Origin of the sequence: Novosphingobium sp. ES2-1 (assembly GCF_015169775.1) — a bacterium.
Classification (GTDB): Bacteria; Pseudomonadota; Alphaproteobacteria; order Sphingomonadales; family Sphingomonadaceae; genus Novosphingobium; species Novosphingobium subterraneum.
Map to the genome: position 1 here is coordinate 2,947,720 of NZ_CP063445.1, position 26,104 is coordinate 2,973,823.

Sequence of the window (26,104 nt, forward strand, 5' to 3'; positions counted from 1 at the left end):
TGCCGACGGGGGTCTGGCACGTCAAACAGGGGCAAGCTCTTGTCACCATGGCCGACCTATCCCGCGCTGCAATGGCTCGCGGTTGTCGAGCACGAATTGCTGCTGTTTGCCGCAATCTGGTTTGCGCTCTTCGCGATCGACGAACTGGCCGTGGACCTCGCGTGGCTGCGCCTGCGCCTGACCGGCAAGCTGCGCACCCCGCGCCTCTCGCACCCCTGCAATGCCGAACTCAATGGCCTTGCCGTGGTTCTGGTTCCCGCATGGCTGGAATCGCGCGTGATCGGGCCGATGGTGCGCCATACCCTGCAAAGCTGGCCGCAGCGCAACTTTCGCCTCTACGTCGGCTGCTATCGCAATGACCTGGCCACCATTTCCGTGCTTGTCGCGCTGGCGCCCGATCCTCGCCTGCGGGTCATCATCCATGATCGTGATGGCCCGACGACGAAGGCCGACTGCCTCAATCGCATCTATCGTGCGATCTGCGAGGATGAACGGCGCAGCGCCCAGCGCGTGCGCGCGCTGATACTCCACGATGCCGAGGACATGGTCCACCCCGCCGCGCTCACGCTGATGGACCGCGCGCTCGATCAGGCGGATTTCGTGCAACTCCCTGTCCGCCCGGAACCACAACGCGCAAGTCCCTGGATCGCGGGCCACTACTGCGACGAATTTGCCGAGGCTCACGCGCGCGACATGGTGGTCCGACACCACATCGGCGCTGCCCTGCCATCGGCAGGGGTGGGATGCGCCTTTTCGCGCCGCGCGATTGACCGCATCCTCATCGCCCGCTCCAGCACCGAGCCTTTTGCCGCCGAATGCCTGACCGAGGATTACGAATGCGGTCTCCTCGTCCATCAGACCGGCGGGCGGTCTGCATTCCTGCGCGTGCGCGACAGCTCTGGCGCGCTCGTCGCCACGCGGGAGTTCTTTCCGGCAGATCTCGTCGCCTCGGTCCGGCAGAAGACGCGCTGGGTCCACGGGATCGCCTTTCAGGGCTGGGACCGACTGGGCTGGAAATGCGCGCCCGGCGATATCTGGATGCGTCTGCGCGATCGCCGCGGGCCGCTGGTAGCGCTCGTCATGGCCGCCGCATATCTCCTGATCATGCTGTGGCCAGTGGTCGTGCTCGCAAAAGCTGCGGGCCTGGCTGTCCCGGTCGACGATGGCCCGCTGCTCAGCGGCCTGCTTGCCTTCAACCTCGCCAGCCTGATCTGGCGGCTGATGATGCGCGCGCTCTTCACAGGGCGCGAGTACGGCCCCGCCGAAGCCGTGCGCGCAGTGTTCCGGTTTCCCGTGGGCAACATCATCGCCGTCCTCGCCGCGCGTCGCGCCATAACTGCCTACGTGCGGGTGCTGGCAGGCGGCGTTCTGCGCTGGGAACACACGGTCCATCACGTCCACGTCAGCCAGGCTCCCCAGCTTGACGCGGATCCGCAGCAGCGGCCTTTGCCGGTTGCGGCATGATGGCAGGTCCCGCGGCGACGCGGCGGGGCCAGCCCCTGCTCGCGCTCGCCCTCGTGCTTGTCGGCTGGATCGCCGGTCGCGCCTTGACCCTGCGGCACGATGCCCTGACTGAACCGCCCACTATCACCGCCAGCGCACCGCCATTGCCGCGCCAGCCCTTGCATGCCCGTCAGGTGCTCCCCACCCCGCGCGCCCGCCCTCAGCCACCCATGACAAGCATCACCCCGTTGCAAGCTTCCGTCCGGCCGGCTGCTGCGGCATCAACAGGACCATCGCTCCCGGCAGCCACACCTGTTGTCCCGTTGTTCCTGCCTCAACACCCCCTGCTCGTACCATTGCCGCCCCGCACCGCCGTCGTCGCCCCAGCCCGAAGCCAACCCGCCGATCCGCAGGAATTCTACGAGCCTCTCGTGCCCAAGGACGATCCGCGCTGGAGCGGCGAGAACTGGCTGCTGATGCGCGCCGGCAGCGGTTCGGCGGCGCAGGCCCCCGGTGCGGCGTCGTATGGTGCCAGCCAGGCAGGTGCCATCGTCCGCTACCGCTTCGGCAAGGGCGAGCCGCAGGATTCCTATGGCTATCTGCGCACCTCGCTCGCCATCAACGCCCCCGGCAAGGACAAGGAGGTCGCGCTGGGCCTCGGCATCCGCCCGGTCCGCCGCCTGCCTGTCCGCGCCCTCGTCGAAGCGCGCCTTCAGGATACCACCCGCTCGTCGATGCAGGTGCGCCCCGTCGCCACACTGATCACCGAACTGCCCTGGCAGCGCCTGCCGCACGGCTTCCGGCTCGAGGCCTATGGGCAGGCCGGTTACGCCGGTGGCAAGGGCGCCACCGCCTTCTTCGATGCGCAGGCGCTGCTCGATCATCCGGTCCGGCGCGTCGTTTCGCGCAATGGCGATCTGCGCGCCGGGGTCGGCATGTGGTCAGGCGGGCAGGAAGGAGCCGTGCGGCTTGATGTGGGCCCGCGCGTGGCCTTCCGGCTCGAAGGCGGGCAGCTTGTCGGACCGACCCGCGTCGCGCTCGACTGGCGCTTCCGCATCGCCGGAAACGCCCGCCCCGGCAGCGGCCCGACCATGACGGTCACCTCCGCTTTCTGAGCCACAGTTTTTTGGCCGCAAACCGGCTCGGCGGGGTTGCTGGCACGCACCGCCCGGCCTAGCGTTGACACGGCAATGGACGTCTATCTTCCCATCGCGAACCTGTCGGTCAACGGGCTGGTCATCGTCGGCCTCGGCGCGCTGACCGGGCTGCTTTCGGGCATGTTCGGCGTCGGCGGCGGGTTTCTGACCACGCCGTTGCTGATCTTCTATGGCGTGCCCCCCACCGTCGCCGCCGCATCGGCTGCCAGCCAGGTGACCGGCGCCAGCGTTTCCGGCGCGTTCGCCCAGGCCCGGCGGGGCGGGATCGATTATCACATCGGCGCAGTGCTGGTGGCGGGCGGGGTGATCGGCACCGGGCTTGGCTCGCTGCTGTTCCGCCTGCTGCAGTCGCTCGGCCAGATCGATACGGTGATCAACATCCTCTACGTGCTGATGCTTGGCGGCATCGGCGGGTTGATGGCGCACGAAAGCATCACCGCCCTGCGCGCGCAGAAGACTGGCCAGCCGCTGCCTGCCCGCAAGCGCCGCCACCATCCGCTTGTCGCCAGCCTGCCGCTGCGGTGGCGCTTCTACCGCTCGGGTCTTTATATCTCGCCGCTGGCGCCGCTGTTGCTCGGCATTGCCACCGGCATTCTCACCATGCTCATGGGCATTGGCGGCGGCTTCATCCTCGTGCCGGCGATGCTTTACATCCTCGGCATGGGCGTGAACGTGGTGGTCGGCACGTCGCTGTTCCAGATCCTGTTCGTCACCATGGTCACCACGATGATGCATGCGCTCACCACGCGTGCGGTCGACATCGTGCTGGCCGGGCTGCTGCTGGTCGGTTCGGTCACCGGCGCGCAGATCGGCACCCACTTTGCCCAGAAGGTGAAGCCCGAACAGCTCCGCCTGATCCTTGCGGTGATCGTCCTTGCGGTAGCACTGCGCATGGCGCTCGGGCTCGGCTATCGCCCGGACGAGATCTACACGGTGGTTCCGCTGTGACCGGCCGCGTGCGGATGCGCCGCGCCGCTCTTGCCGCCTGCCTGCTCCTCCTGGGTGCGCGCGATCCGATTCTCGTGCCCGAAATCTCGCAGCACGAAATCCAGGTCCGCCAGGGCTTTACCGGGGCCGACCTGCTCCTGTTCGGCGCGATTCTCAGCCCCGAAGGCAGCCGCGCTGCGCAGGATTACGATATCGTCGTCGTCCTCGAAGGCCCGGTGCAGTCGATCGTCCTGCGCGAAAAGCAGAAGATCGCGGGCATGTGGATCAATGCCGATTCGCTCGAATTCCGCTCGGCGCCCAGCTACTTCGCCATCGCCTCCTCCCGCCCGATCGCGAAGATCGTGGATGACAAGACAGCGGCGATCTACGAACTCGGCCTCAAGTGGCTCCAGCTTTCGCCGATCGGCGTTATCGAACCGCGTGAGCAGCAGCGCTTTTCCGAAGGGCTGGTCGATCTGATGCGTCGGCAGGGCCTCTACCGCGAGGATCAGGGCAGCGTGAAGATCAGCGGTCAGGTGCTCTATCAGGCCCGGATCAGTCTGCCATCCAGCGTGCAGACCGGCACTTACACCGCCGAAACCTTCGCCATCCGCGGGGGCAAGGTCGTGGCTTCGGCGATCACCCGGATCGAGGTGAAGAAGGAAGGGTTCGAGCGCTTCGTCGCTGTCGCCGCCGATCGCAACGGGTGGCTCTATGGCCTGTTTGCGGTCATTGTCTCGGTCGCCATGGGCTGGATCGCGGGCAGGCTCTTTGCCCGAAGCTGAATTGGCCACTGCCTTTCGTTGGTTTAGCCGATCTTAACCCGAAACGGATAGTCCCAGACCCACAGCCGACAATGGCCAAAGGGTTTTGCGCAATGTCCGAAATGGGGATGCAGGGATTCATGGCGCCTGCCGCCAACCTGGAAGAGGCCGGATCGGCATCGGCCATTCTGGCGGCACCCCAGAATGCCCTTGGGTCAGAGAACGCGCGCCACCCTATCGGCTTCGTGCGCGATGTTGCCGGCTCAAGCTCGGCCATCGCGCTTGATCTCGCCCGCCTCGAGCAGTGCTCGGCCGACCTCGATCCGTCGGTGTCGATGTCGGGCAAGGTCGGCAGCCAGATCAAGATTCGCGTCGGCAATTCGTGGCTCCTCGCCAGCGTGCGCACGCAGCGGCAGGATACCACCGTCGATGGCGGCGTGGTCGCCCAGATCGATTTCCTTGGCGAGGGCGAGGAAGAGCGCCTGACCGGCAAGATCTATGGCTTCCGCCGCGGTGTTACCCGTTATCCTGTCCCCGGCGCACTGGTCTATCCTGCCACCAGCAACGACCTGCGCCAGATCTATGCCAGCGATGGCCGGACCAACATCTCGATCGGCACCGTCTTCCCCACGCGCGATATCCGCGCCGGGCTCTATGTCGATGCCCTGCTTGGCAAGCACTTCGCGCTGCTCGGTTCGACCGGCACCGGCAAGTCGACCGCTGCCGCGCTGATCCTCCACCGCATCTGCGAGATGGCGCCTTCGGGCCACATCGTGATGATCGATCCGCACGGGGAATATTCCAGCGCGTTTCGCGTCACCGGGCAACTGCTCGACGTGTCGAACCTGCAGATGCCCTACTGGCTGATGAACTTCGAGGAACACTGCGAAATCCTCATCACCTCGTCGGGCACGGATCGCCAGATTGACGAGGACATCCTGGCCAAGTGCCTGCTGGCGGCGCGCATGAAGAACCGCCTTGCCGAACAGATCGGCAAGATCACGGTTGATTCGCCGATCCCCTATCTGCTGTCGGACCTGATGATCATCCTGCAGAACGAGATGGGCCGCCTCGACAAGGGCACCAACTCGATTCCCTACATGCGTCTCAAGACCAAGATCGAGGAAATCCGCAGCGACCCGCGCTACCAGTTCATGTTCTCAGGGATGCTGGTGGGCGACACGATGGCCGAGTTCATCTCGAAGATCTTCCGCATGCCGGCCAACGGCAAGCCGATCTCGATCATCGATGTTTCGGGCGTTCCATCGGAAATCACTTCCACCGTCGTCGCCGTGCTCAGCCGCCTCGTGTTCGACTATGCCATCTGGGCACGCGACGAAGAGACGCGGCCCGTTCTGCTGGTCTGCGAAGAAGCCCACCGCTACGTGCCGAGCGAGAAGAACTCGGACGGCTCTTCGGTCGGCCGCATCCTCTCGCGCATTGCCAAGGAAGGCCGCAAGTACGGCGTCTCGCTGGGCTTGATTACCCAGCGTCCGTCAGACCTTGCCGAAGGCGTGCTTTCGCAGTGCGGCACGATCATCGCCATGCGCCTCAACAACGAGCGCGACCAGGCCTTCGTCAAGGCGGCCATGCCCGAAGGCGCGCGCGGCTTCGTCGATACGATTCCTGCGCTGCGCAACCGCGAATGCATCATTTCGGGCGAAGGCGTCTCGATCCCGATGCGCGTCTCGTTCGACGAGCTCGAGGCGATCAAGCGCCCCGCCTCGAATGACCCTTCGTTCTACGAGCTGTGGAGCAAGAGCGGCGGCGAAGACCGCGCGGTCGAACGCACGGTCCAGCGCTGGCGCGCCCAGAGCCGCTGACGCGACCCTGGGGTCAGGACCCTAAAGACTCGGCGCCATGCGTCCGGCGGGGTCCGCGTCGGCATGGGTTTCCTCCTCGCACTCCTCGTCCGGCACAGCGCGTGCGCGATCCCGCCATTGTGGCTGGCGATAGGCATGGACCGAGAGCGCCACGGCAACTGCGGAACTGACCGGGAATGCCAGCCACAGGGCATCCGCGCCAAGGCTCGGGTAGAAGGCGTAATAGAAGCCCAGACGTACGGGATACATGGCGATCGACAGGATGATCAGCGGCGTCCAGACCACCCCGCCTGCGCGCATCGTGCCAAACAGCACCATGGTGATTCCGAACAGGACATAGCTCCAGCTGGCCAGGAACTGGATATGACGCGCCTCATCCACCGCAGGGCTTGCCGCGCCCAGGAACAGCTCCAGCGCCGGCCGGTCGAACAGCAGGATCAATGCACATAGTGCTCCGGTCACCGTAAGGTTCAGCATGACCCCCGCACGCGAGATGCGGTGGAGCCGCTCATCCAGGCCCGCGCCGATCGCCTGCGCGGCCATGGCGCTGACCGCAGCGGAAATCGCCATCGCCGGCATCTGAAGATAGGTCCACAACTGCAGCGCCGCGCCATAGGCGGCGCTGACCAGCAGGCCCTCGCGATTGACCAGACCGATCACGATGATGCCCGCCGCCGAGATAACCAGCATCTGCGCGCCCATCGGCAGGCCCTTGGTCAGGATGTAGCCGAGTTCGTCCCGGCGCGGCCACAGCCATTTGAGCTCCGGCCCCCGCAGCCGCAACGGCAGGTCCTTGACGTAGACATAGGCGACGATGCCCGCCATCGACACGAACGAGGCAATCGCCGTCGCCAGAGCCGCTCCGGCGATGCCCATGGCCGGGATCGGCCCGAAACCGCCGATCAGCAAAGGATTGAGCGCGACGTCGAGCACCGAAGACAGGACCATGAACTTCAACGGCGTCGCCGCATCGCCCCCGCCCCGCAGGCCCATGCCCAGCATGACCGTGATCATCGAGGCCGGCATGGCGATGAAGATCACCCGCAGGTAGGTCAGCGCATAGGCATAGGTCTCGCCCGGCGCGGCCATTGCCGTCAGCAGTTCGGGCGCAAAGAGCCAGCCCAGCGTGCCGACAACCAGCGACAGCAGCACGCAAAAGCCCACCGCCGAGCCGAACGTCCGCCGCGCCGCCAGCACGTCGCGCGCGCCGAAGGCCTGCCCGATCTTGACGGTGGCCGCCATGCCGAAGCCGAACGCTGCGGCAAAGACGAGGAACATCACCACGTTGGCATTGGCAGTCGCCGCCAGCGCACCCTCGCCCAGCAACTGGCCGACCCAGATCGAATTGATCGAGCCGTTGAGCGATTGCAGGATGTTGGATGCCAGCGTCGGCGCCGAGAACAGCACCAGCGTCTTGAGGATCGGCCCGCTCGTCAGGTCCCGACCGCGCCCCGGAGGTCCAGCCAAACGCTCAGTCCTTCTTCAGTGCGGCCAGCGCGGCGAAGGGGCCGGTGGCAACTTCGCCGCCGAGATTGTGCTCGGCGCGCGCCTTGTCGGCATCTGGTCCTTCGGCAAACGGATCGATCGCCAGTGCCAGGCTCTGCGCTACGGCCTCGCCCAGATCGAAGCTGGTGCCTTCGTATTCGATCTCGTCGCAATCGTCGGCGGTAATCTCGATCTCCTCGTCGGGATCATGGGCCGCGCCGGGTGGGACGAAGCGCAGCGAGATGGGTTCGCTGATCGTCACCGGGAAGTCCTCGCCAGAGATCGCGCAGGCCTGCACGATGGAGGCGGCGAGATGGCCTCTTGCCTCCACGGAGTCCCCCTCCTGCCTCAGAGAGATGGTCGCCTGCATGGCTTTCACCTCCGAGAGTTGGAAACGCGCCGCCAGACGCTTGCGCTCTGCCTCGGTCGGCTCCAGCACCACCGGCTCGTCGCCAATCTGACGCAGATCGACGATGCGCGAGAACTCTGAATTCATGGTCATTTTCCGATCTCCGCATCGAGAACGCGGAATGCGGGGACGAGGTCCAGCCCGGCGGCGAAAGCGCGCACGCGCCGCGTCAGCAGCAGCGGATCGGTGCCATCGTGCAAGGTCACGTTGCGGCTGATCGCTTCGGCCATAAGCGCCTCGTCCCGCGCCGCCAGCGCCTCGCGATAGGCACCAAGGCGCCCGCCCAGCACGCTCATCAACTGGCCCACGCGCTTGCCCACGATAACGTCGCCCACGCCGCTTTCGCGCAGCTGCCCGTCCATGTCCTCGACGAACAGTTCGGTAAGCCGCACCGAAGGCTCGACGAGTTCCGCGTCACGCTCCATGCGGATCAGCACGACCGACAGGATCAGCGTGATCATGTCGAATCGCCCGCCCACCGTGTCGGCGACACCACAATCGCGGTACCATTCCTTCTCGCGCGCGATCTCGACAGTGCGGTGCCACAAGGGCCGCGCGACGGCGCGATCATCCTGCTTGCGTCCGAACAGCTTGGTAAGAAGCGACATCACGGCATTCCTTGGCATTCCGCCCGTTCAGGGGCGATTAAATCTCGGCCGTCCAGCAGGCTGCTTGCGGGCGGCATTGCGGTAATCCAGATTGGACCCTAAGGGTCGCCCAATTGATCTCGGCGATATAGGCTGTGCATTCCCGATGCAAACGGGCATGACGGCGATAAGTGAAGAGCGGAGTTTGCGAATGCGGAACATGCGGCTGATGGTGCAGGGTGCGGCGGTGCTCGCCCTCGGCGTGGCCGCGTCCGGCTGTGCCAGCATCAAGGACCATCGCGGCTACATCATCGACGAGGCACTGGTCGCCTCGGTCCAGCCTGGCGTCGACAACAAGCTCTCGGTCGAACGCACACTGGGCCGCCCGACCTTCACCAGCCAGTTCGGTCGGCAGACGTGGTATTACGTTGCGCAGAACACCAGGCAGCGCCCGTTCACCCGTCCGCAGACGTCGGACCAGAGCGTCATCGTCGTCGATTTCGACGCCCGCGGCAATGTCAGCTCGATGGGCCGGCAGGGGATGGAGAAGGTCGTCCGCCTTTCGCCCGAAAGCGACAAGACGCCGACCCTCGGGCGCGACCGCAGCTTCTTCCAGGATCTGTTCGGCAACATCGGCGCGGTCGGCGCGATTCCGGGCGGCGCCGGTGGTGGCGCACCGACCGGCACCGGTCCCAACGGCAGCTGAGGCTCGGGCGCTTGAATTCGCCGCCGCGCTCCTCATATCGCGGCGATGGACGACAGCAGGGCGAGCCACGGCCTTATCCAGTGGCACGGCACCACCATCATCGGGGTGAAGAAGAACGGCCGCACCGTCATCGCAGGGGACGGCCAGGTTTCCATGGGCAACACGGTCATGAAGCCGAATGCCCGCAAGGTGCGCCGCATCGGAGATGGCAAGGTGATTGCCGGATTTGCAGGCGCGACGGCTGATGCCTTCACCCTGTTCGAACGGTTGGAGCGCAAGCTGGAGCAGCATCGCGGCCAGCTGATGCGCGCCGCGGTCGAACTCGCCAAGGACTGGCGCACCGACAAGTACCTGCGCAATCTCGAAGCACTGATGATCGTGGCCGATGCGGAGACCATGCTGATCCTTACCGGGAATGGCGATGTGCTTGAACCGGAAGGCGGAATCGCCGCAATCGGTTCGGGCGGCAACTATGCGCTCGCCGCTGCCCGCGCCCTGACCGACTACGAAGACGACGCCGAAAAGATCGCGCGCCGCGCCATGCAGGTCGCCGCCGAAGTCTGCGTCTTCACCAACGACCGCGTGACGGTCGAGGAAATCTGATGAACGACTCCCTTACCCCCAAGGCCATTGTCCGCGCGCTGGACGAACACATCGTCGGCCAGACCGATGCCAAGAAGGCCGTTGCAGTCGCGCTGCGCAACCGCTGGCGTCGCCAGCGCCTGTCCGCCGACCTGCGCGACGAGGTCAGCCCGAAGAACATCCTGATGATCGGGCCCACGGGCTGCGGCAAGACCGAGATCAGCCGCCGGCTGGCCAAGCTGGCCGATGCGCCCTTCGTGAAGGTGGAAGCCACCAAGTTCACCGAGGTCGGCTATGTCGGCCGCGACGTTGAACAGATTGCCCGCGATCTCGTGGAAGAGGCGATCCGCCTCGAGAAGGAGCGCCGCCGCGATGCGGTGCGAGACGCTGCCAGCAAGGCCGCGATGGACCGCCTGCTCAAGGCGCTGGTCGGCGATGGTGCCAGCGAAGCAACGCGCGAAAGCTTCAAGGCAAGGCTGGCCGATGGCTCGATGAACGACGTCGAGGTCGAGATCGAGGTCGAGGATACACCGTCCGCTCCCATGGAGATTCCCGGCATGCCCGGCGGCATCGGCATGATCAACCTGTCGGACATGATGGGCAAGGCGTTCGGCAAGCAGGCGCTCAAGCGCCGCAAGATGCGCGTCGCCGACGCCTGGGACAAGCTGGTCGACGAAGAGGCCGAAAAGCGCATGGACCAGGACGACGTGGCGCGCGAGGCGATCCGCAATGCCGAGACCAACGGCATCGTCTTCCTTGACGAAATCGACAAGATTGCCGTGTCCGATGTGCGTGGCGGATCGGTCAGCCGCGAAGGCGTGCAGCGCGATCTGCTGCCGCTGATCGAGGGCACGACGGTTGCCACCAAGTACGGCCCGATGAAGACGGACCACGTCCTGTTCATCGCCTCGGGCGCGTTCCACGTGGCCAAGCCCTCCGACATGTTGCCGGAACTTCAGGGCCGCTTGCCGATCCGCGTCGAACTCAAGGCGCTCAGCGAAGACGACTTCGTGCGCATTCTTTCGGAAACGCGCGCAAACCTCGTCGAACAGTACCGTGCGCTGATCGCAACCGAAAACGTCACGCTCGACTTCACGCCGGAATCCATCCGCGCCATTGCCCGCACGGCGGCACAGGTGAACGAAAGCGTCGAGAACATCGGCGCCCGCCGCCTGCAGACGGTGATGGAAAAGCTGCTCGAGGAAGTGAGCTTCGATGCCGAGGACCGCACCGGCGAGACGGTGACGGTGGACGAGGCCTATGTCGCCGAGAAGCTGGCGAACCTTGCCGGCAATGCAGACCTGTCGAAGTACATTCTGTGACCGTCCGGCTCGTCCCGGCAACGCCGACGCACTTCGCGCGTCTGCTTGAGGGGCGGCCGCCAGAGCAGGCGATAGTCCTGCCGCATACGCCGGTGGCGGAACCGGAAGTACTGGCAATGCTGGCAGGGTTGGCCGAGGCTGTTGGCGAGGTTTTCTCGCCCCCGGCGTGGCTTGTCGTGTCAGATGACGAACTCGTTGGCCTCATGTCGGTCACGTCGGTGCTCGAGGAGCGCCGGCTGCAGATCGGTTATGGCGTGGCACCAGGATCGCAGGGGCGGGGTCATGCATCGGCAGCGCTGAAGGCGCTCGTCGACTGGGCCAGATCGGACCCGCGCGTTGATGCGCTTTATGCCGAAACGCGCACCGACAATATCGCCTCGCAGCGGGTGCTGGAGCGCAACGGCTTCGTTCAGATGGCCGAACGGCTTGACGCGGAGGACGGCGCGCTGTTCTGCTGGCATATCGACTGCCGAGGAACATGATGTACCAGACCCCCGATGACCGCCCCGTCTACCGCCTGCTGACAGGCAAGGACGACCGCGCCTTCTGCGAGCGGGTATCCGAGGCGCTGGCGCAAGGCTGGCGGCTCTATGGCTCACCCACGATGACCTATGACGGCGGGATGGATTGCATCAAGGTGGCACAGGCGGTCGTGTGGCACGAGGCAGACGTCGTCAAATAGCCGTCCCCCCATACAGCAACGGCCGGAGTACCCTCCGGCCGTCACCAAAGCGCTTGGGCACGCCGATCAATAGGTTGCCGGCGGATCGCTCGCCGGAAAGCTCTCGTCCGAGGCCTGGTCGACCTTGTCCCAGCGCTTGGGGTCCGATCGCATTCCCTCGGTGCCGGCACTGCGCACCTTGGCAAAGTTGCCGCCCGACTCCTCGCCTTGCGCGAAAGCGGCCGGTGCCTGTTCCTCGCGATTCTTCTGCGCCACGCGCCAGATAGCATATCCCGCCGCTCCTGCGACGGCCCATTGCAGCAGGCTCATTACACGTCTCCTGATTGGCGGAAGGCCCGCAGCCTTCCCTCTCGATCAGGCAAACGCCCGAACCGCAGAAAGGTTCAGGCTCGAGAATTCCTGCTGGGCATGCTCATGGCTGGGGAACAGGGCGCGGAGTATTGGTCGGACGGGGCCTCGCGCCTGCCGCTGCAGGGTCGTTGCCGTCGCGCCGACCAGTGGCGCGGTTGAGGAAATCGTCGTTCGCGGCCTGCGGAACCTCCGGCGGTATGCCCTCGGGTGGTGCATTGGGATCAATTGCACCGTCATCACCACGCCGGCGCGACGGATCGACCAGGTTGCCCTGCTCGTCGACATAGAAGTAGTCGTCAGGGTTGCCCTGCATCGCCTCATCATCGGGTTCGAGCTGCCATTCCGGCAGCTTGAGTTCAGTGTCGAACTGTTCGACCGGGCGCTTGCGCGTGGCGACCTTCATGTAGGCCGCAAAGGCGCGCGCCGGTGCGGCGCCGCCCTGCAGGCCGGGCACGGCCTTGGCATCGTCGCGCCCCATCCACACGCCGGTGGTGATACCGCTCGAAAAGCCCAGGAACCAGCCGTCCTTGTTTGACGATGTCGTGCCGGTCTTGCCGGCAACCGGCCTGCCGATCTGCGCAGCGCGGCCTGTGCCGATATTGACCGCGGTCTGCATCAGGTCGGTCATCGCGGCAGCGACATAGGGCGGGACGAGCTGCTGCGCGGTCTCCGTGCGGTGCGTGTAGAGCACTTCGCCGTCGGTCGTCGTCACCTTGCGGATGCCGTAGGGCGTGATCGACATGCCCTTTGCCTGAACCGAGGCGAAAGCGCGCACCATGTCGATCACGCGCGCTTCGGACGAACCCAGGACCATCGAGGGCAGCGTGTTGATCGGCGTGGTGATGCCAAAGCGGCGCGCCATGTTGGCAACGGTGCCGAAGCCCACTTCATTGCCCAGCTGTGCCGCCACGGTGTTCTTGGAATAGGCAAAGGCCGTGCGCAGGTCGATCTCGCCGGCATAGCGATTGCCGTCGTTGCGCGGGGTCCAGCCATCGATCGTCACCGGCTCGTCGACCACGCGGTCATCCGGCGTGTATCCCGCCTCGAGCGCCGAGAGATAGACAAAAAGCTTCCACGCCGAACCGGGCTGGCGGACGGCGTTGACTGCGCGGTTGTAATTCGAGGTTACATAGTCCGTGCCGCCGACCATGGCGAGAACCGCACCGTCGCGATCAAGGGAAACAAGTGCGCCCTGCGCGCCCTTCGGCGCAAATCCGGCCACTGCGCTGGTCGCGGCCTTCTGCGCGATCGGATCGAGCGTGGTCCACACTTCGATCGGCTTGTCGTTCTCCGGCAGGATCAGGTCGAGCTGCGGCAGCGCCCAGTCGGTGAAATAGCGTGCAGAGTTCTGGCCTGCGCTGTCCGAGACCATCTTCACGGCCTTCAGGTCCACGCTCTGCGCTTCCTGCGCGGTCAGCACGCCCGCGCTCTGCATAGTCTGCAGAACCACGCCAGCGCGGCCCACGGCCGCCTCGGCATCGGCCGTTGGCGAATATCGTGACGGCGCCTTGACCAACCCGGCGATGATCGCCGCCTCAGGCAGCGTGATTTCCTCGCCCGAATGGCCGAAGAACTTGCGTGCGGCGCTGTCGATGCCATAGGCACCGCCGCCGAAGTAGACCTTGTTGAGGTACAGCTCGAGGATCTGGTCTTTCGAGAACTTCTGTTCGAGCGCCAGCGCCAGCACCCATTCGCGCGCCTTGCGGCCGAAGGTCTTGGTGTTGTTGAGGAAGATGTTGCGGGCAAGCTGCTGCGTGATCGTCGAGCCGCCCTGCTTCCATGTGCCGCTTTCCACGCGCACCATCAGCGAACGGACGATGCCGATGGGGTCCACGCCCCAGTGGCTGCGATAACGCCGGTCCTCGACCGAGATCATCGCATCCTTCATGTCCTGCGGGATGCGCTCGTAAGGGATCCACTTGCCGTAGCTTGGCCCCAGGGTCACGATCTCGGAGCCGTCGGCGGCACGCACCACGATCATCTGGCCGGTCTGGCTCGATTTCAGTTCGCCATAGCCGGGCAGCGAGCGCACCGTGACGGCAACGGCCACCACCAGCCCGATCGTGCCCAGCAGCGCAAAGCCGGCACCCCAGGCAAGCAACCGCCGAACCCATCGGCCCAGCATCGATCTGCTCTTGGGTTGCGGCTCCGACCTGCCGCCCTCGGGGCGGCGGGGAATGTCCCGTCTGGCCATCAGTCTTGTACCGCTTCCCTCATTCTCGGCCTCGTTCCGGTATCGGCGCAGGCCGTCCACGCAAATCTGCGGCCCTTTGCATAGGGCAGTTGTAACGCAGGGTTAACCGCAAAATCGGCGAACGGCCAATGCTGCCGGTTCAGAGCGCTTTCCGACTCAGTCTTTCGGCGTGAAATCCAGCGAAGCGCTGTTCATGCAATAGCGCAGGCCGGTGGGATTCGGACCATCGGGGAAGACATGGCCAAGGTGCCCGTCGCAGCGCGCGCAGCGCACTTCGGTGCGGACCATCCCGTGCGAGCGATCGACGATTTCCTCGACCGCCTCGGCCTCGACCGGGGCGTAGAAGCTCGGCCAGCCGGAACCGCTGTCGTACTTGGTGTCAGATGTGAACAGCGGCGCTCCGCAACCGGCGCAGTGGTACTCGCCGGGTGCCTTGTTCTTCTCGTAAGCCCCGGTGAACGCACGCTCGGTGCCCCCCTGACGCAGGATCTGGTACTGCTCGGGCGAAAGACGCTCGCGCCACTCGGCGTCGGTCAGGTTCATCTTGTCGGACATTGCGGGGATCTCCTTTGCCGCCAATATGGGAAGCCCGCCCCGCCCGCTCAATAGTGCGATTTTTCCTGCGGTTTGGCGAACAAGTAGCAGCGCGCGATGTCGTACTTGTCGACCCCGCCCTTTCCGTCCGCCGCCTCAGCCGCCATCGCCTCGCGCGCCTGCGCCAGCGTGCGGTCAGCGTCGTCGCCGCTGCCACCGGCAGCGATGATCGCCTCGCGTTCGCGCGATGAAAGCACCGATTCCAGTGTCTTGAGATCCTGCGCCGAAGTGCTCATCCCTTCGCGGGTATGGACCTCGTTGTAGGCAAGCCCGAGGATCGCGGCGCATTGCTTGAGGGTCGGCGCGATCAGCGGCGGGACGGTGGCGTCAAGCCTTGCGAGGCAAGGCCCGGCAAGCGCCGACAGGGCCTTGTCGGGATCGGGCGCGGTCTGGAGCGCCTGAACCTGCTCGGCGATCAGGTCGCGCACCTGCTCGCGGGTCAGCGCACCCTCCTTCATCGCGCGCTCGCCCGAATCGGCAAAGAAGGTCTTGCCGCGCACCGCCAGCGGCGGCCAGCCTTCCAGCGCATCGCCCCCCGATTGTTCAAGCGCGACAATGGCAAAGGCCGCCGAACAGCGCAGATCCTCGCGGCTTTGAGCTGTAAGTTGCGGCGCTGCCTGGGCCTGGGCTTGGGCTTGGGCCTGCACCGGCACAAATCCAACTGTCAGGGGCAGAAGGGCAACTCTGGCGAGCAGAGCGCTAACTCTCGAAGGCATTCGCATGGCACGAGCATAGCGAAAAAAGGGGCCGCGAACAGACTTGCTGTTCACGGCCCATGTGACCTTCACGGTCAGGGATTGCGCACTCGGCAGGGTAACGAGAGGGAGTGCGCGCTGGAGACTGGTGCTGGACTTATCCGGCCGCTGCCTCGTTGCAGCGGGCGAGGTCCTCGGCGGCGAGATCGCCCTGCGGGGTGGCGAAGCGCGCGACGGGGCCGACCTTCTGGGCAAGGCGGGCGCAGACGATGACCGGGCGCGATGTATCGCGCGGGGCCGAGCATTCGGCGCCTTCGCACTTCCACAGGACACCCTTCTGGATGACCTTCTGCGCACCGTCCATCGGACGGGTCAGCGTGGCCGAATAGAACGAGCCGCCGGTGTTGGCGCGGGCCGTGTTGGCGGTTACCGCGAAGCTGAGCGTGGTGCCGACCAGCGCGAGGACGGCCGGAAGGAGCTGGCGCAGAGCGCTGCTGGAATTTGCTGAGATCATCGTTCTTCCCCTGAAACAACCTTGTTAGGGCCACGGAAATTGCAGGGTTCTGGAGAGGATGCTATTTCCGTTGCGAATCGCTACCTATCAGGATAGGTTTCAGGTTGCAACTAGAAACTTAAATAGGCGGCGATCATGGGCTATGCAGAGGACGACATGGAAAAGCTTCGCGAACCTCTCGGCGAAATCGCCCAATGCGGCCTGCCCCTTGCGCTCGAAGCCATGGGCGAGCGATGGTCCTTCATGATCCTTCGCGCCGCTTTCAACGGCGTGCGCCATTTCGAGGATTTCCTCGAAGCGCTGGGCATCGCCCGCAACATCCTTTCCAACCGGCTGTCAAGATTGGTCGAGGCCGGCATTCTCAAGCGCGAGCACTGCGCCGATGACCGGCGCCGCATCGAATATCGCCTGACGCCGAAGGGTCTCGACCTGCTCCCCGCCATGCTGGCGTTGCGCCAGTGGGGCGAGAAGTGGGAATTGGGCACGCCTGCCAATCCAGTGCTTTGCGATTGCCGCGACGGACGGCCGATCGCTCCGATCGGCATTCTTTCGCACGACGGTCGCGAACTGACGCCGAATGACCTGACCTGGCGTGATCGGGGCGAGATCGAAGCCGAACCAAAGCCTGCCGAGCTTCGCGAAATTGGCTGACTGACCTTTGGGCCGACTGGCCATCAAACTGACGGGCCATCAGGAAAAAGGGACCGCCGGACTAGCGACGGTCCCTTGAGTTTGACCCGGTGGGGGACTGGATCCGCCGGGTTTGCAAGCTGCCGGGATCAGCGGACAGCAAGATCGGTCTTGGATTTCTGAGCAGCGGCCAGCGCGGTCGCCTTCACTTCGGCCTTGGCGCGGCGGGCATCGGCCATCGAGCGGGCAAAACAATCGCGCGCCGATTCCCATTCGCTGGTCGGCAGGTCCGCCTTGTTCAGGCCACAGATGTCCTTGGCGGCCTGGCGAAGGCGGGCGTTGAGCTGGGCCTCGCCCTGCTTGGTGGTGAGATCGAGATCGGAATAGACGACCGAGCGCGTGCCGGCAGAGGCAGGCTGGCTGGCGGCAAGAGCGAGGCCGAGGAGGCCGGCGGAGAACAGGGTCTTGGCAAACATGGCAACTTCCTTCGACACGGGAGCCGGCGGGGGGACCGGCCTTGGGGGGCGTTTCAGCGGCTGATCCGGTTGGTCGGGTGCACCGCATGCATTCTCGCTACGCCCGGTGGTCGATGAAATCTTGCGCGTCTCGACCAGCTTTCCGTTACGAACGACAAGTGTTCAGCCCGTCCGACGAAACGCAATGTCCACTCCACGAACTGCAGGTGTGACAATCCCTGCGCGATTCCCTAAAGGTCGCTTCCGGTCCATGGCGATTCTGATCACTTTCCTTCTGGGCATCGGCAACTTCGCGCTGCACCGCGCCGTGATGGACAGCGGGCACCCGCTGCTTGCCCGCCTGCCGTGGATGGTCCACGCCTTTGGCGGGCGCTTCACCCTGCTGCTGGAGTTCCTGCTGTTGCTCGGCGCGCTGCTGTTTGCCTCGGAAGGCGTGGTCAGCGGACCGATCGCTTACGTCATCTATTCGATGCTCAACAGCTTCTCGGCCTGGCTGATCCTGACAGATCGCGTTTAGAGCAGCCGCTGCGGAACCGCCGCGCGTGCTGCCGGTTCTGCCGGTGATGACGCTCTCTCCTCTCTGGCTCGTGACGAACGCCGCAAGCGGCAGCAACAGCGACGCGGCGGTCGATGATCTCGTCGCCTCGCTCTCGGCCGCCGGGTGCGCGCCGGCGCGGGTCATCCGCTTTCCCGATGAGGAGCTGCCCACGCGCGCGCAGCTTGAAGCAGAGGGGATCGCGACGCTTGCCGTCTTCACCGGCGACGGCACGATCAATACCGCGGCCTCAGCACTCGAAGGCTGGGGCGGTGCGCTGCTCGTCCTTCCCGGCGGCACGCAGAACCTCCTGTCGAAGTCTCTCCATGGCGACGTTCCGGCAGAGGAAGTGACCGGCAAGCTCGGCTCGGCGCGACGCGTGCGGCGGCAGGCGCTGCGCACCTCCCAAGGCGTCGCACTCATCGAACTGCTGGCCGGCCCCGGCGCGATGTGGGCCGACGTGCGCGAAAGCGTGCGCGATCTTGATCTGCCGACCATCGCCGAGACTTTCACCACGGCCCTGCGCGAAACCCGCGAAGGGCCGGGCGTTCGCCTATCCGCACCCGCGACAGCAGCGCAGCCCGAAGGATATCGCGCCGTGCGCATGGCACCGCTGGACGGTGACAGCATGGAAGTGGACGGATACGACTTTTCCGACTGGGGCGAGTTTGCCGCGCAAGGCTTTGCCATGCTGGTGAAGCGCGATTTCCGGCAGGGCCCCCACGACGAACTGGGTCAATGTTCGTCCGCAACACTCGAAAGCGACGGCCCGATCGCCATGATGATCGACGGCGAGCGGCGCGAAGGCGGCATGCGCGAGGAAGTCACCTGCGAGGAATTCGCGCTCGACTTCCTTTGCACTATCGCACCCGGTGCTTGACCGCAGCGGGCCCAGCGACGATCAAGCCTGCCCGATGACCCGCCTCTTCCACATCAGCGATATCCATTTCGGCCTTGAAGACCGGCGCGCCCTCGATTGGGTCGCGCAATGCATCGCGCGCGAAAAGCCCGATGCCGTCGCCATCACCGGCGATCTGACGATGCGCGCACGGCACCGCGAATTCACCGCCGCCTGCCACTGGATCCAGGCGCTGGACGTGCCGGTGACGGTCGAGGTGGGCAACCACGACCTGCCCTATTTCAACCTGATCGAACGCTTTATCGATCCCTACCGTCGATTCCGTTCGATCGAAGGCGTGCTGGAGCGGGAACTGCCGATTCCCGGCGCGAAGATCGTGCCCCTCAAGACAACCGCGCGCGCGCAGTTCCGCCTGAACTGGTCGAAAGGCACTGTGGGCAAGGCGGCGCTGGCGCAGACGTTGGCGGCGATCGACGCGCTCCCGCCCGGCACACGCGCCATCGTTGCCTGCCATCACCCCCTGGTCGAAGCCGGCACCCGCGGCAAGGCGCTGACTCGCGGCGGCAACCATGCGCTGGCCGAACTGGCCCGGCGCAACGTCCTCGCCGTGCTGTCAGGCCACGTCCACGATGCGTTCGACCTGATCCACCCCACGGCCAACGGGCCGGTGCGGATGATCGGCGCGGGCACGCTCAGCCAGCGCGTCCGCTCCACCCCGCCCAGCTTCAACGAACTGACGCTCGATGGCGACAATATCACCGTCCGCGTCCGCAACCTCGAACACGTGCCGACGCGCGACATGCTGATCGACGACGTGCCGGAGAACGCGCTCCCGCCCCGGACCGAGGGCGAACCGGTGGCCCCGGTGGCGGCCGTGCCAGCGGTCGATCCGCCGGTGCATTGAACGCTCTGCAAAGGGTCCCTGGCGGGCGCTGCCCTCCGTAAATGCTCGTATGCACTTTTGGGCATTGTTTCGTTGTTGGCCGCTAGACGCGGGCACGTCCGGGATTATCGCGTCAACTCACGTCACGCTGCTGATCCCCGCATAAGGGAAAGGCGTCGCAATGCTTGACTGGTTTGAACGGAAGGCGCCGATCCGCCTGAAGTTTCGCGCGCTGTTGCTGGTATACAGCGTGCTTTCGATCATCGGACTGACCGGCACCGCGCTTGCCTGCTTCGATCTGGCACCGATCTGGGTGAACCTCGGCCTCGGGGTGGTTTCGCTCGTGGCCATCATGGCGACGACCGAGATCGCCCGGGAGCGCATCTGTACGCCCTATGTCAATACCGTGTTGCGGATGGAAGCGCTGGCCGCCGGCGATACGGAAAGCGCGATCTTGCACACCGATTACCGCGACTGCGTGGGCAGGATGACCCAGGCCATGGCTGCATTCAATGAGAACGCAGTAGAGATCCGCAAGGCGCGGGCAACGCAGGAAATAATCGTGAGCACGCTCAAGTCATCGCTGAGCGCGCTGGCCGACAACCGGCTCGACTGCCACATCCGCGACCCACTGCCAGGCGGCTATGACGACTTGCGCAGCGATTTCAATCAGGCAGTGGATGCCTTGGTCAAGGCGTTCAGCAGCGTTCACCAAGCCGCCCTCAGCGTCATGAACGGCTCGGAAGAAATCAACGTGGCCTCGAACGACCTCGCCCGTCGCAACGAACATCAGGCCGCAAGCATCGAACAGACATCGGCTTCGCTGAACCAGGTCACACAGGGCGTGAACGCCATGGCGCAATCGGCCCACGAAGCGTGGGATGCGATCGCGCAGGCGCAGGGGGAGGCGATCAATGCCGGGAGGGTCGTCGAAAAGGCGGTCGAGGCGATGTCGGCCATTGCGGTTTCCTCAGACCAGATCGGCAAGATCGTCGGCCTGATCGATGGGATCGCCTTCCAGACCAACCTGCTGGCGCTTAACGCCGGTGTCGAGGCGGCGCGCGCAGGTGATGCCGGCAAGGGCTTTGCCGTCGTCGCCACGGAAGTTCGCGCATTGGCACAGCGGTCAGCCGACGCGGCCCACGACATCCGCACGTTGATCTCGAAATCGGGCGAACAGGTGACGTCGGGCGTCAGCCTCGTCAGCCAGACGGGATCGGTTCTGGTTGGCATCGTCAATCGCGTGAGCGAGATCAGCGACCTTGTCTCGCAGATCGCGGCCACGGCCCGCGAACAGGCGAACAGCCTCGACACGGTGAACCGCACTGTCGCCGACGTTGACCGCGTGACGCAGCAGAATGCGGCGATGGTGGAAGAATCGACGGCAGCGGCACGCTCGCTTTCGCGTGAGGCGAGCGACCTGACAGACGTGGTGCAGCGTTTCGCCGGAGGGCAGAACAATGTCGCCGCGATCCGCCCTGCGGCGGCGCCCCCCTCGCCCGCCGCCCCCGTTGCCGCATCACCTTACCGAAGCACCGGCAATGCGGCTTTGAAAATGGAGCCGGAGACCGACTGGTCGGAGTTCTGACGACGTTCGGGCAGTTCAGGGGACAGCCCTGATCGTCAGCGAAGTTCCCTTTACGATCACGTCGATCATGCGGTCGATATTGGGGTGAGCGCCCGGACGCGCCCGTGCATCGGGCGTGTGCTCGGCGAAGATCGCAAGGCCGTGCTCGGCAGCCGCGGCATCGAGCCTGCCGAAGCAGACCTGAAGGTAGTTGTAGACCTTGAGCGAGCCTTGCTTGCCCGCTTCGTTGGGGATCGTCGCCACGACCGTGCCCGAAGCGTCGAGCAGATCGATACGCGCAATGCCGTCGATGGAGGGCAGCAGGGCAAGGTTGTCCTTGAACGATGCGGTCGGTGCAACCGGCGTCATTGCGATACTCATTTCGGGCCCACTCCCATGTTGTCGATCAGACGCGCCGCGCCGATGCGGGCGGCGACGAGAAGGCGGGCGCTTTGCCCGGTGAAGGTTTCGATAGCCTCAAGCGTGGCGGCATCGCGCAAGTCGGCATAGTCGACCGAAGCGAATCCGGCGGCGATGATGTCGGCGTTGAGCGAGTCAAGCGCCTGCGGCACCGACGCGCCGCTCTCGATTGCCGAAATCGCGCGGCGCATCGCCGCCGAGAGGCCGGCCGCCTGTTCGCGCTCCCGGTCCGTCAGGTATTGGTTGCGGCTGCTGAGGGCGAGGCCGCTTGTCTCGCGCACGGTCTCGACCCCGATGATGTTCGAAACGTGCGGCTGGGTGAGATCAAGGTCACGCGCCATGCGGCGGATGATCGCCAGTTGCTGCCAGTCCTTCTCCCCGAACAGGGCAAAGTCCGGGCGAACCTGGTTGAACAGCTTGCACACCACTGTGGCGACGCCATCGAAATGGCCCGGGCGTGCGGCGCCGCAGGCGACCTCGCTGACGCCCGAGACCGAGATGTTGGTGGCATAGCCTTGCGGATACATCTGATCGACCGTGGGCGCCCACAGCACGGCGACGCCTTCGGCTTCGAGCAGCGCGGCATCGGCGGCGAGCCGGCGCGGGTAGGCATCGAGGTCCTCGTTCGGGCCGAACTGGCGCGGATTGACGAATATCGAGGCGACCACGTGGCTGGCCCGTGCGCGCGCTTCGCGCACAAGCGTCAGGTGACCTTCGTGCAGCGCGCCCATGGTGGGGACGAAGGCCACGGTTTTTCCCCCGATTTTGAGCGCGTCGACCGCATTGCGCAGGTCTTCCAGCCGGTTGATCGTTTGCACCTTGGCAGCCACTCCACTAAGTCAGATGCCACGGGCGATACGGGCGGCGGACGCCTCTCGCAACCCCGTGCAGCGTATCAACCACGTGAGTTACCAGCCTTGTCCAGCGCCTCGTCCCCTGGCCCGCATCGCATCGTCTTCGCCAATGAAAAGGGCGGCACCGGCAAGTCGACGACGGCGGTCCACGTCGCTGTTGCCCTCGCCTACCAAGGCGCTCGCGTGGCGACGATCGACCTCGATGCCCGCCAGCGCACGATGCACCGCTACTTCGAGAACCGGGCCGAGACGATGCGCCGGCGCGAGATCACGCTGCCGACCGCGACGTTCGAGGTCTATGGCGGGGACAGCATCGAGGAGCTCGACGCGCTGACCGAGCGGCTTTCGCAAACCCACGACTTCATCATCTTCGATACCCCCGGGCGTGACGACGTGCTGGCCCGCCACGTTGCGACGCGGGCGGATTCGCTGGTCACCCCGCTCAACGACAGCTTCGTCGACTTCGACCTGATCGGCCAGGTCGATGCCGAAACCTTCAAGGTGCGCCGCCTGTCGTTCTATGCCGAGCTGATCTGGGAAGCGCGCAAGAAGCGGGCCATGGCAACGATCAAGGACGCGCGCCGCGAGATGGACTGGGTCGTGGTGCGCAACCGCACCGGCTATACCGAAGCGCGCAACCAGCGCCGTATCGACCAGGCGCTGACCGAACTGTCCAAGCGCGTCGGCTTCCGCGTGGCGAGCGGCCTTTCGGAGCGCGTGATCTATCGCGAACTGTTCCCGAGCGGGCTGACCCTGCTCGACAAGGGACACCTGGGCGAACTGGGCACGAGCCACCTCGTCGCACGGCAGGAATTGCGCACGCTGGTCTCGGGCCTCAACCTGCCGATGCCGGGCAAGACCGCACCCGAACCGAAGCTGGAAAGCGCCGCCTGATGATCAAGCTGCTCACGCTTGCGATCCTGGCCAGCCTTGCGTGCAAGCTGCTGGCAGGGCGCTGGCCGTGGGAGCTTTTGCAAGGAGACCCACGCGCCGCCAACGAGGCGCGGGCGCGCAACCTCCTCGGCATCGGGCCGCAGGCGGGGTATGACGAAGTGATCGAGGCGCATCGCCGCCTGCTCCAGAAGGTCCATCCCGATCGCGGCGGCAGCAACGAGGCCGTGCATGAGGCCAATGCCGCGCGCGACCTGCTGCTGGCGCGGCTGGCCGACCGGCGCGGAGCCTGATCGGGTCGCCGAGGCAGCAACCGGATGACCGCGCACCGCTTCCACCCTTCGATCCTGCGCGAATACGATATTCGCGGCGTCTTCGGCGAAACGCTGAGTGCGGACGATGCCCGCGCGGTGGGGCGCAGTTTTGGCTCGGTGGTACGATCACGTGGCGGCGCCCGCGTAGCGGTCGGCTGCGACGGGCGCATCAGCACGCCGGTGCTGGAACATACGCTGGTCGAAGGACTGACCGCCAGCGGGGTTGACGTTGTTCGGATCGGACTGGGGCCGAGCCCGATGCTCTACTTCGCGGCAACACCGGGTTCGGGCGGATTAGCCCCAGAGGTGCAGGGCGGCGTTCAGGTAACCGGCAGCCACAATCCCGCCAATCACAATGGCTTCAAGATGGTACTTGAAGGTGCGGCGTTCTTCGGGAGCGACATAGTCGATCTCGGGCGGATCGCCGAGGAAGGCGCGTGGACTTCCGGCAACGGGCGCGTCGAGGACGCCGACGTTTCCGCCGCCTACGTCGATTGCCTGATCGGCGCGCTGGATGGCATCGGCCTGGATGTGCTGCAAGGACTCGCCATCGGCTGGGACGCGGGCAACGGCGCTGCCGGCCCCCTGATCGAGGCGTTGACCGCCCGGCTGCCCGGTCGGCATGTCCTTCTTCACACGAGCGTGGACGGCCATTTTCCCAACCATCATCCTGATCCGACTGTGGAAGCCAATCTCACCGATCTTCGCCGCGCTGTCGCGGCGGGAAGCCTCGACTTCGGACTGGCATTCGACGGGGATGGAGACAGGATCGGGGCTGTCGATGGCCGGGGTCGCGTGCTCTGGGCCGACCAGCTCCTGGCGATCTATGCCGAGGAAGTCCTGCGCGAGCGCCCGAAATCCACGATTATCGCCGATGTGAAAGCCAGCTCAACGCTGTTTGCACGCATTGCAGAGCTGGGCGGAACGCCCCTGATGTGGAAAACCGGGCATTCGCCGATCAAGTCCAAAATGAAGGAGACACTTGCCCCGCTGGCCGGGGAAATGAGCGGCCACATGTTCTTTGCCGACCGTTACTTCGGATATGACGATGCGCTCTATGCCGCCGTCAGGCTGATCGCGGCAACCGTCAGGCTGGGCAAGTCGGTCACGCAGATGCGCGATGCCATGCCCGAAATGGTCACAACGCCCGAGTTGCGCTTTGCCGTGCCCCGCGAACGGAAGGCCACAGCGGTGGCCGAGGTATTGCAGAATCTCCGCACGGATGGCGCCGAGGTGAACGACACCGACGGCGTACGCGTCGACACGGCCGACGGCTGGTGGTTGCTGCGATCATCCAACACCGAGGATGTGCTGGTGGTTCGCGCGGAGTCCGCCGACCAAGGCGGGCTCGACCGGCTCATGGCCGAAGTCGACACCCGCCTTGCTGCCGTGGGGATCAGGCGTCCGTCGTGACCGAACGGTCGCCGTTGCCCCAGCCCAGCGTGCCGCCCTGGCCTTCGAGACCACTGCCGGCCTTCACGCGCAGGTTGTTTTGCACGTGCTTCACCCCGCCGATGTCCTCGACGACGTCTTCCGCGCGGCGCTTTTCGGCGCGGCTGCCAACCGTGCCGGCCAGCGTCACTTCACCTTCGGTGACCATCACCGTGATCTGGCGCGCATCTATGTGATGGTCGTCGGTCAGGCGATCGTTGGCGTCCTCGCGGATGCGTTCGTCCGAGCGCGTGTAGTCGCCCGGGCCCTTTCCGCGATGGCTCTCGCGCTGGCCCCCTCGTCGGCTATTGTCCCGGTCGTCATCAGCGCCGAACCAGCCGCGCACCTCGTCGACAGCACGGTCGAAAAAGCCGCGGGGATCATGGTCGCCGTAACCGCCGCGACCGCTGTAGCCGTAGGATGACGGGTAACCTCCGGCCGAGCCGGTGCCATAGGCCCCGTATCCGGCTGGCCCGCCCCAGGCACGACGGCCTTCGCCATAGTCTTCTGCCGTGAAATAATCGGCGGTGTTTGCGGCGTTGCCGCTGGCCGTATCGCGCCAGCGCGAGCGGCCCTGCGGGGCGCGGGCCTGCCCCGTGTAGTGCCGGTCGCCCACTTCCCAATCGTGGGTACGCCGATCGCCGCGCATGTCCTGGTCCATCCATCCGGTTGGCGGATCGCCCAGCGGCGTTGAAGCCCCGGTCGAGCCGGAGCGACCCCACTGGTCACGGTCGCGGTCGCTGCGGTCATACCGATCCCGGTTGAATTCCGGGGCGAACTCGCCGGAATAATCGCGGCTCTGGCGTCGCTCTTCGTCCTGCCAGCGGTCGCGCGAGTTCCAATCCATGCGTTGGCCCATGGCTTTTTCTCCTTTCAAGGCGTTGTCATGGAAAGAAAACGGACAGGGGCGCGCCCTGCCCCCTCGCCCCGGCGCATCCACGGTCCATCCCGTCGTGCCTGCTGCCCGGCGCGCTTTGCGCTTGCCAACCGCGCGGGCCCTGTCGCATCA

At 65.5% G+C, this 26,104-nt stretch carries 30 protein-coding genes; 18 read left to right on the forward strand and 12 right to left on the reverse strand.

Annotated features, from left to right (window positions below; translation table 11 throughout):
* Positions 1–39 precede the first annotated feature (39 nt).
* The 5 genes from IM701_RS14410 to IM701_RS14430 all read left to right on the forward strand — a co-directional run bounded on the left by IM701_RS14410 (position 40) and on the right by IM701_RS14430 (position 6,114).
* Positions 40–1,464: a glycosyl transferase family protein gene (locus IM701_RS14410; protein WP_193827313.1), complete on the forward strand. Its 1,425-nt coding sequence runs from the start codon at positions 40–42 to the stop codon at positions 1,462–1,464.
* Positions 1,461–2,558: a hypothetical protein gene (locus tag IM701_RS14415; protein ID WP_193827314.1), complete on the forward strand. Its 1,098-nt coding sequence runs from the start codon at positions 1,461–1,463 to the stop codon at positions 2,556–2,558. Before IM701_RS14410 ends, IM701_RS14415 begins: the two co-directional genes overlap by 4 nt.
* A 75-nt stretch (positions 2,559–2,633) precedes the next feature.
* Positions 2,634–3,548, forward strand: coding sequence for a sulfite exporter TauE/SafE family protein (locus tag IM701_RS14420; protein ID WP_039333460.1), 915 nt, complete (start codon positions 2,634–2,636; stop codon positions 3,546–3,548).
* A 14-nt stretch (positions 3,549–3,562) separates the two neighbouring features.
* Entirely contained in the window at positions 3,563–4,312 is a 750-nt protein-coding gene (locus IM701_RS14425) for a TIGR02186 family protein (RefSeq protein ID WP_193828467.1), read from the forward strand.
* Between the two features lie 92 nt (positions 4,313–4,404).
* Positions 4,405–6,114, forward strand: a complete 1,710-nt coding sequence (locus IM701_RS14430) for an ATP-binding protein (RefSeq protein WP_039333458.1) — start codon at positions 4,405–4,407, stop codon at positions 6,112–6,114.
* Positions 6,115–6,135: 21 nt separating this feature from the next.
* Here IM701_RS14430 and IM701_RS14435 read toward each other — a convergent pair whose 3' ends face one another.
* The 3 genes from IM701_RS14435 to IM701_RS14445 are packed head-to-tail and all read right to left on the reverse strand — an operon-like array spanning position 6,136 to position 8,616.
* Positions 6,136–7,581, reverse strand: a complete 1,446-nt coding sequence (locus IM701_RS14435) for an MATE family efflux transporter (RefSeq protein WP_193827315.1) — start codon at positions 7,579–7,581, stop codon at positions 6,136–6,138.
* 4 nt (positions 7,582–7,585) lie between these two features.
* On the reverse strand, positions 7,586–8,101 hold the full coding sequence (locus IM701_RS14440; RefSeq protein ID WP_370584330.1) for a DUF177 domain-containing protein: 516 nt from the start codon (positions 8,099–8,101) through the stop codon (positions 7,586–7,588).
* Entirely contained in the window at positions 8,098–8,616 is a 519-nt protein-coding gene (locus tag IM701_RS14445; protein ID WP_039333455.1) for a ubiquinol-cytochrome C chaperone family protein, read from the reverse strand. Before IM701_RS14445 ends, IM701_RS14440 begins: the two co-directional genes overlap by 4 nt.
* Positions 8,617–8,806: 190 nt before the next feature.
* On the opposite strand from IM701_RS14445, the gene IM701_RS14450 reads away from it, so the two are divergent.
* Genes IM701_RS14450 through IM701_RS14470 form a run of 5 tightly spaced genes read left to right on the forward strand, consistent with a single transcriptional unit; the run spans position 8,807 to position 11,887 of the window.
* A complete protein-coding gene (locus IM701_RS14450; protein WP_193827316.1) occupies positions 8,807–9,301 on the forward strand; it encodes an outer membrane protein assembly factor BamE in 495 nt (164 codons plus the stop codon).
* Positions 9,302–9,346: 45 nt separating this feature from the next.
* Positions 9,347–9,904 carry an ATP-dependent protease subunit HslV gene (hslV, locus tag IM701_RS14455; RefSeq protein ID WP_039333452.1) on the forward strand — a complete coding sequence of 186 codons (558 nt, stop codon included), beginning with the start codon at positions 9,347–9,349 and terminating at the stop codon, positions 9,902–9,904.
* The gene (gene hslU / locus IM701_RS14460) at positions 9,904–11,205 is read left to right on the forward strand and encodes an ATP-dependent protease ATPase subunit HslU (RefSeq protein WP_039333451.1); all 1,302 of its coding nucleotides are present in this window, start codon (positions 9,904–9,906) and stop codon (positions 11,203–11,205) included. Before hslV ends, hslU begins: the two co-directional genes overlap by 1 nt.
* Positions 11,202–11,687: a GNAT family N-acetyltransferase gene (locus tag IM701_RS14465; protein ID WP_193827317.1), complete on the forward strand. Its 486-nt coding sequence runs from the start codon at positions 11,202–11,204 to the stop codon at positions 11,685–11,687. Before hslU ends, IM701_RS14465 begins: the two co-directional genes overlap by 4 nt.
* Positions 11,687–11,887, forward strand: a complete 201-nt coding sequence (locus IM701_RS14470) for a DUF1737 domain-containing protein (protein ID WP_193828469.1) — start codon at positions 11,687–11,689, stop codon at positions 11,885–11,887. The genes IM701_RS14465 and IM701_RS14470 overlap by 1 nt, the downstream gene beginning before the upstream one ends.
* Before the next feature lie 66 nt (positions 11,888–11,953).
* On the opposite strand, the gene IM701_RS14475 is transcribed toward IM701_RS14470, so the two are convergent.
* The 5 genes from IM701_RS14475 to IM701_RS14495 form a co-directional block, all read right to left on the reverse strand.
* Positions 11,954–12,196, reverse strand: a complete 243-nt coding sequence (locus tag IM701_RS14475; RefSeq protein ID WP_039333446.1) for a hypothetical protein — start codon at positions 12,194–12,196, stop codon at positions 11,954–11,956.
* Between the two features lie 103 nt (positions 12,197–12,299).
* On the reverse strand, positions 12,300–14,432 hold the full coding sequence (locus tag IM701_RS14480; RefSeq protein ID WP_193827318.1) for a transglycosylase domain-containing protein: 2,133 nt from the start codon (positions 14,430–14,432) through the stop codon (positions 12,300–12,302).
* A gap of 156 nt (positions 14,433–14,588) precedes the next feature.
* Positions 14,589–14,987: a peptide-methionine (R)-S-oxide reductase MsrB gene (gene msrB / locus IM701_RS14485; RefSeq protein ID WP_039333442.1), complete on the reverse strand. Its 399-nt coding sequence runs from the start codon at positions 14,985–14,987 to the stop codon at positions 14,589–14,591.
* A 47-nt stretch (positions 14,988–15,034) separates the two neighbouring features.
* Complete coding sequence (locus tag IM701_RS14490; RefSeq protein WP_193827319.1) at positions 15,035–15,673, reverse strand: hypothetical protein; 639 nt, start codon at positions 15,671–15,673, stop codon at positions 15,035–15,037.
* Between the two features lie 205 nt (positions 15,674–15,878).
* Complete coding sequence (locus IM701_RS14495) at positions 15,879–16,235, reverse strand: hypothetical protein (RefSeq protein WP_052242217.1); 357 nt, start codon at positions 16,233–16,235, stop codon at positions 15,879–15,881.
* A gap of 156 nt (positions 16,236–16,391) precedes the next feature.
* Here IM701_RS14495 and IM701_RS14500 point away from each other — a divergent pair, with 156 nt between their 5' ends.
* Positions 16,392–16,886, forward strand: coding sequence for a helix-turn-helix domain-containing protein (locus IM701_RS14500; RefSeq protein WP_174544601.1), 495 nt, complete (start codon positions 16,392–16,394; stop codon positions 16,884–16,886).
* A 128-nt stretch (positions 16,887–17,014) separates the two neighbouring features.
* On the opposite strand, the gene IM701_RS14505 is transcribed toward IM701_RS14500, so the two are convergent.
* The gene (locus IM701_RS14505; RefSeq protein WP_052242216.1) at positions 17,015–17,341 is read right to left on the reverse strand and encodes a UrcA family protein; all 327 of its coding nucleotides are present in this window, start codon (positions 17,339–17,341) and stop codon (positions 17,015–17,017) included.
* A gap of 250 nt (positions 17,342–17,591) precedes the next feature.
* On the opposite strand from IM701_RS14505, the gene IM701_RS14510 reads away from it, so the two are divergent.
* The 4 genes from IM701_RS14510 (at position 17,592) to IM701_RS14525 (ending at position 21,206) form a co-directional block, all read left to right on the forward strand.
* A complete protein-coding gene (locus tag IM701_RS14510) occupies positions 17,592–17,858 on the forward strand; it encodes a hypothetical protein (protein WP_039333440.1) in 267 nt (88 codons plus the stop codon).
* A gap of 25 nt (positions 17,859–17,883) precedes the next feature.
* Positions 17,884–18,756, forward strand: a complete 873-nt coding sequence (locus IM701_RS14515) for a diacylglycerol kinase family protein (protein WP_052242214.1) — start codon at positions 17,884–17,886, stop codon at positions 18,754–18,756.
* Between the two features lie 34 nt (positions 18,757–18,790).
* Complete coding sequence (locus tag IM701_RS14520; protein ID WP_039333698.1) at positions 18,791–19,639, forward strand: metallophosphoesterase; 849 nt, start codon at positions 18,791–18,793, stop codon at positions 19,637–19,639.
* 160 nt (positions 19,640–19,799) lie between these two features.
* A complete protein-coding gene (locus IM701_RS14525) occupies positions 19,800–21,206 on the forward strand; it encodes a methyl-accepting chemotaxis protein (protein ID WP_193827320.1) in 1,407 nt (468 codons plus the stop codon).
* Between the two features lie 15 nt (positions 21,207–21,221).
* On the opposite strand, the gene IM701_RS14530 is transcribed toward IM701_RS14525, so the two are convergent.
* Both IM701_RS14530 and panC read right to left on the reverse strand, forming a co-directional pair.
* Entirely contained in the window at positions 21,222–21,566 is a 345-nt protein-coding gene (locus IM701_RS14530) for a DUF2322 family protein (RefSeq protein ID WP_230487723.1), read from the reverse strand.
* A complete protein-coding gene (panC, locus tag IM701_RS14535; RefSeq protein WP_193827321.1) occupies positions 21,563–22,423 on the reverse strand; it encodes a pantoate--beta-alanine ligase in 861 nt (286 codons plus the stop codon). Before panC ends, IM701_RS14530 begins: the two co-directional genes overlap by 4 nt.
* A 99-nt stretch (positions 22,424–22,522) precedes the next feature.
* Here panC and IM701_RS14540 point away from each other — a divergent pair, with 99 nt between their 5' ends.
* The 3 genes from IM701_RS14540 to pgmG are packed head-to-tail and all read left to right on the forward strand — an operon-like array spanning position 22,523 to position 25,077.
* A complete protein-coding gene (locus tag IM701_RS14540) occupies positions 22,523–23,353 on the forward strand; it encodes a division plane positioning ATPase MipZ (RefSeq protein WP_193827322.1) in 831 nt (276 codons plus the stop codon).
* Complete coding sequence (locus IM701_RS14545; RefSeq protein ID WP_193827323.1) at positions 23,353–23,643, forward strand: molecular chaperone DnaJ; 291 nt, start codon at positions 23,353–23,355, stop codon at positions 23,641–23,643. The genes IM701_RS14540 and IM701_RS14545 overlap by 1 nt, the downstream gene beginning before the upstream one ends.
* A gap of 24 nt (positions 23,644–23,667) precedes the next feature.
* Positions 23,668–25,077, forward strand: coding sequence for a phosphoglucomutase/phosphomannomutase PgmG (gene pgmG, locus IM701_RS14550; RefSeq protein WP_193827324.1), 1,410 nt, complete (start codon positions 23,668–23,670; stop codon positions 25,075–25,077).
* Here the strand turns inward: pgmG and IM701_RS14555 are convergent.
* Positions 25,061–25,954 carry a BON domain-containing protein gene (locus IM701_RS14555; RefSeq protein ID WP_230487724.1) on the reverse strand — a complete coding sequence of 298 codons (894 nt, stop codon included), beginning with the start codon at positions 25,952–25,954 and terminating at the stop codon, positions 25,061–25,063. The two genes, pgmG and IM701_RS14555, sit on opposite strands and share 17 nt — an antisense overlap.
* Positions 25,955–26,104 lie beyond the last annotated feature (150 nt).

Coding starts and splice junctions, on each gene's coding strand:
- hslV (WP_039333452.1), top strand. CDS start 9,347: ATGGACGACAGCAGGGCGAGCCACGGCCTTATCCAGTGGCACGGCACC.
- IM701_RS14420 (WP_039333460.1), top strand. CDS start 2,634: ATGGACGTCTATCTTCCCATCGCGAACCTGTCGGTCAACGGGCTGGTC.
- IM701_RS14430 (WP_039333458.1), top strand. CDS start 4,405: ATGTCCGAAATGGGGATGCAGGGATTCATGGCGCCTGCCGCCAACCTG.
- hslU (WP_039333451.1), top strand. CDS start 9,904: ATGAACGACTCCCTTACCCCCAAGGCCATTGTCCGCGCGCTGGACGAA.
- msrB (WP_039333442.1), bottom strand. CDS start 14,987: ATGTCCGACAAGATGAACCTGACCGACGCCGAGTGGCGCGAGCGTCTT.
- IM701_RS14475 (WP_039333446.1), bottom strand. CDS start 12,196: ATGAGCCTGCTGCAATGGGCCGTCGCAGGAGCGGCGGGATATGCTATC.
- IM701_RS14525 (WP_193827320.1), top strand. CDS start 19,800: ATGCTTGACTGGTTTGAACGGAAGGCGCCGATCCGCCTGAAGTTTCGC.
- IM701_RS14425 (WP_193828467.1), top strand. CDS start 3,563: ATGCGCCGCGCCGCTCTTGCCGCCTGCCTGCTCCTCCTGGGTGCGCGC.
- IM701_RS14440 (WP_370584330.1), bottom strand. CDS start 8,101: ATGACCATGAATTCAGAGTTCTCGCGCATCGTCGATCTGCGTCAGATT.
- IM701_RS14520 (WP_039333698.1), top strand. CDS start 18,791: ATGACCCGCCTCTTCCACATCAGCGATATCCATTTCGGCCTTGAAGAC.
- IM701_RS14450 (WP_193827316.1), top strand. CDS start 8,807: ATGCGGAACATGCGGCTGATGGTGCAGGGTGCGGCGGTGCTCGCCCTC.
- IM701_RS14530 (WP_230487723.1), bottom strand. CDS start 21,566: ATGAGTATCGCAATGACGCCGGTTGCACCGACCGCATCGTTCAAGGAC.
- IM701_RS14480 (WP_193827318.1), bottom strand. CDS start 14,432: ATGGCCAGACGGGACATTCCCCGCCGCCCCGAGGGCGGCAGGTCGGAG.
- IM701_RS14415 (WP_193827314.1), top strand. CDS start 1,461: ATGATGGCAGGTCCCGCGGCGACGCGGCGGGGCCAGCCCCTGCTCGCG.
- IM701_RS14505 (WP_052242216.1), bottom strand. CDS start 17,341: ATGTTTGCCAAGACCCTGTTCTCCGCCGGCCTCCTCGGCCTCGCTCTT.
- IM701_RS14510 (WP_039333440.1), top strand. CDS start 17,592: ATGGCGATTCTGATCACTTTCCTTCTGGGCATCGGCAACTTCGCGCTG.
- pgmG (WP_193827324.1), top strand. CDS start 23,668: ATGACCGCGCACCGCTTCCACCCTTCGATCCTGCGCGAATACGATATT.
- IM701_RS14470 (WP_193828469.1), top strand. CDS start 11,687: ATGTACCAGACCCCCGATGACCGCCCCGTCTACCGCCTGCTGACAGGC.
- IM701_RS14500 (WP_174544601.1), top strand. CDS start 16,392: ATGGAAAAGCTTCGCGAACCTCTCGGCGAAATCGCCCAATGCGGCCTG.
- IM701_RS14555 (WP_230487724.1), bottom strand. CDS start 25,954: ATGGGCCAACGCATGGATTGGAACTCGCGCGACCGCTGGCAGGACGAA.
- IM701_RS14445 (WP_039333455.1), bottom strand. CDS start 8,616: ATGTCGCTTCTTACCAAGCTGTTCGGACGCAAGCAGGATGATCGCGCC.
- IM701_RS14545 (WP_193827323.1), top strand. CDS start 23,353: ATGATCAAGCTGCTCACGCTTGCGATCCTGGCCAGCCTTGCGTGCAAG.
- IM701_RS14495 (WP_052242217.1), bottom strand. CDS start 16,235: ATGATCTCAGCAAATTCCAGCAGCGCTCTGCGCCAGCTCCTTCCGGCC.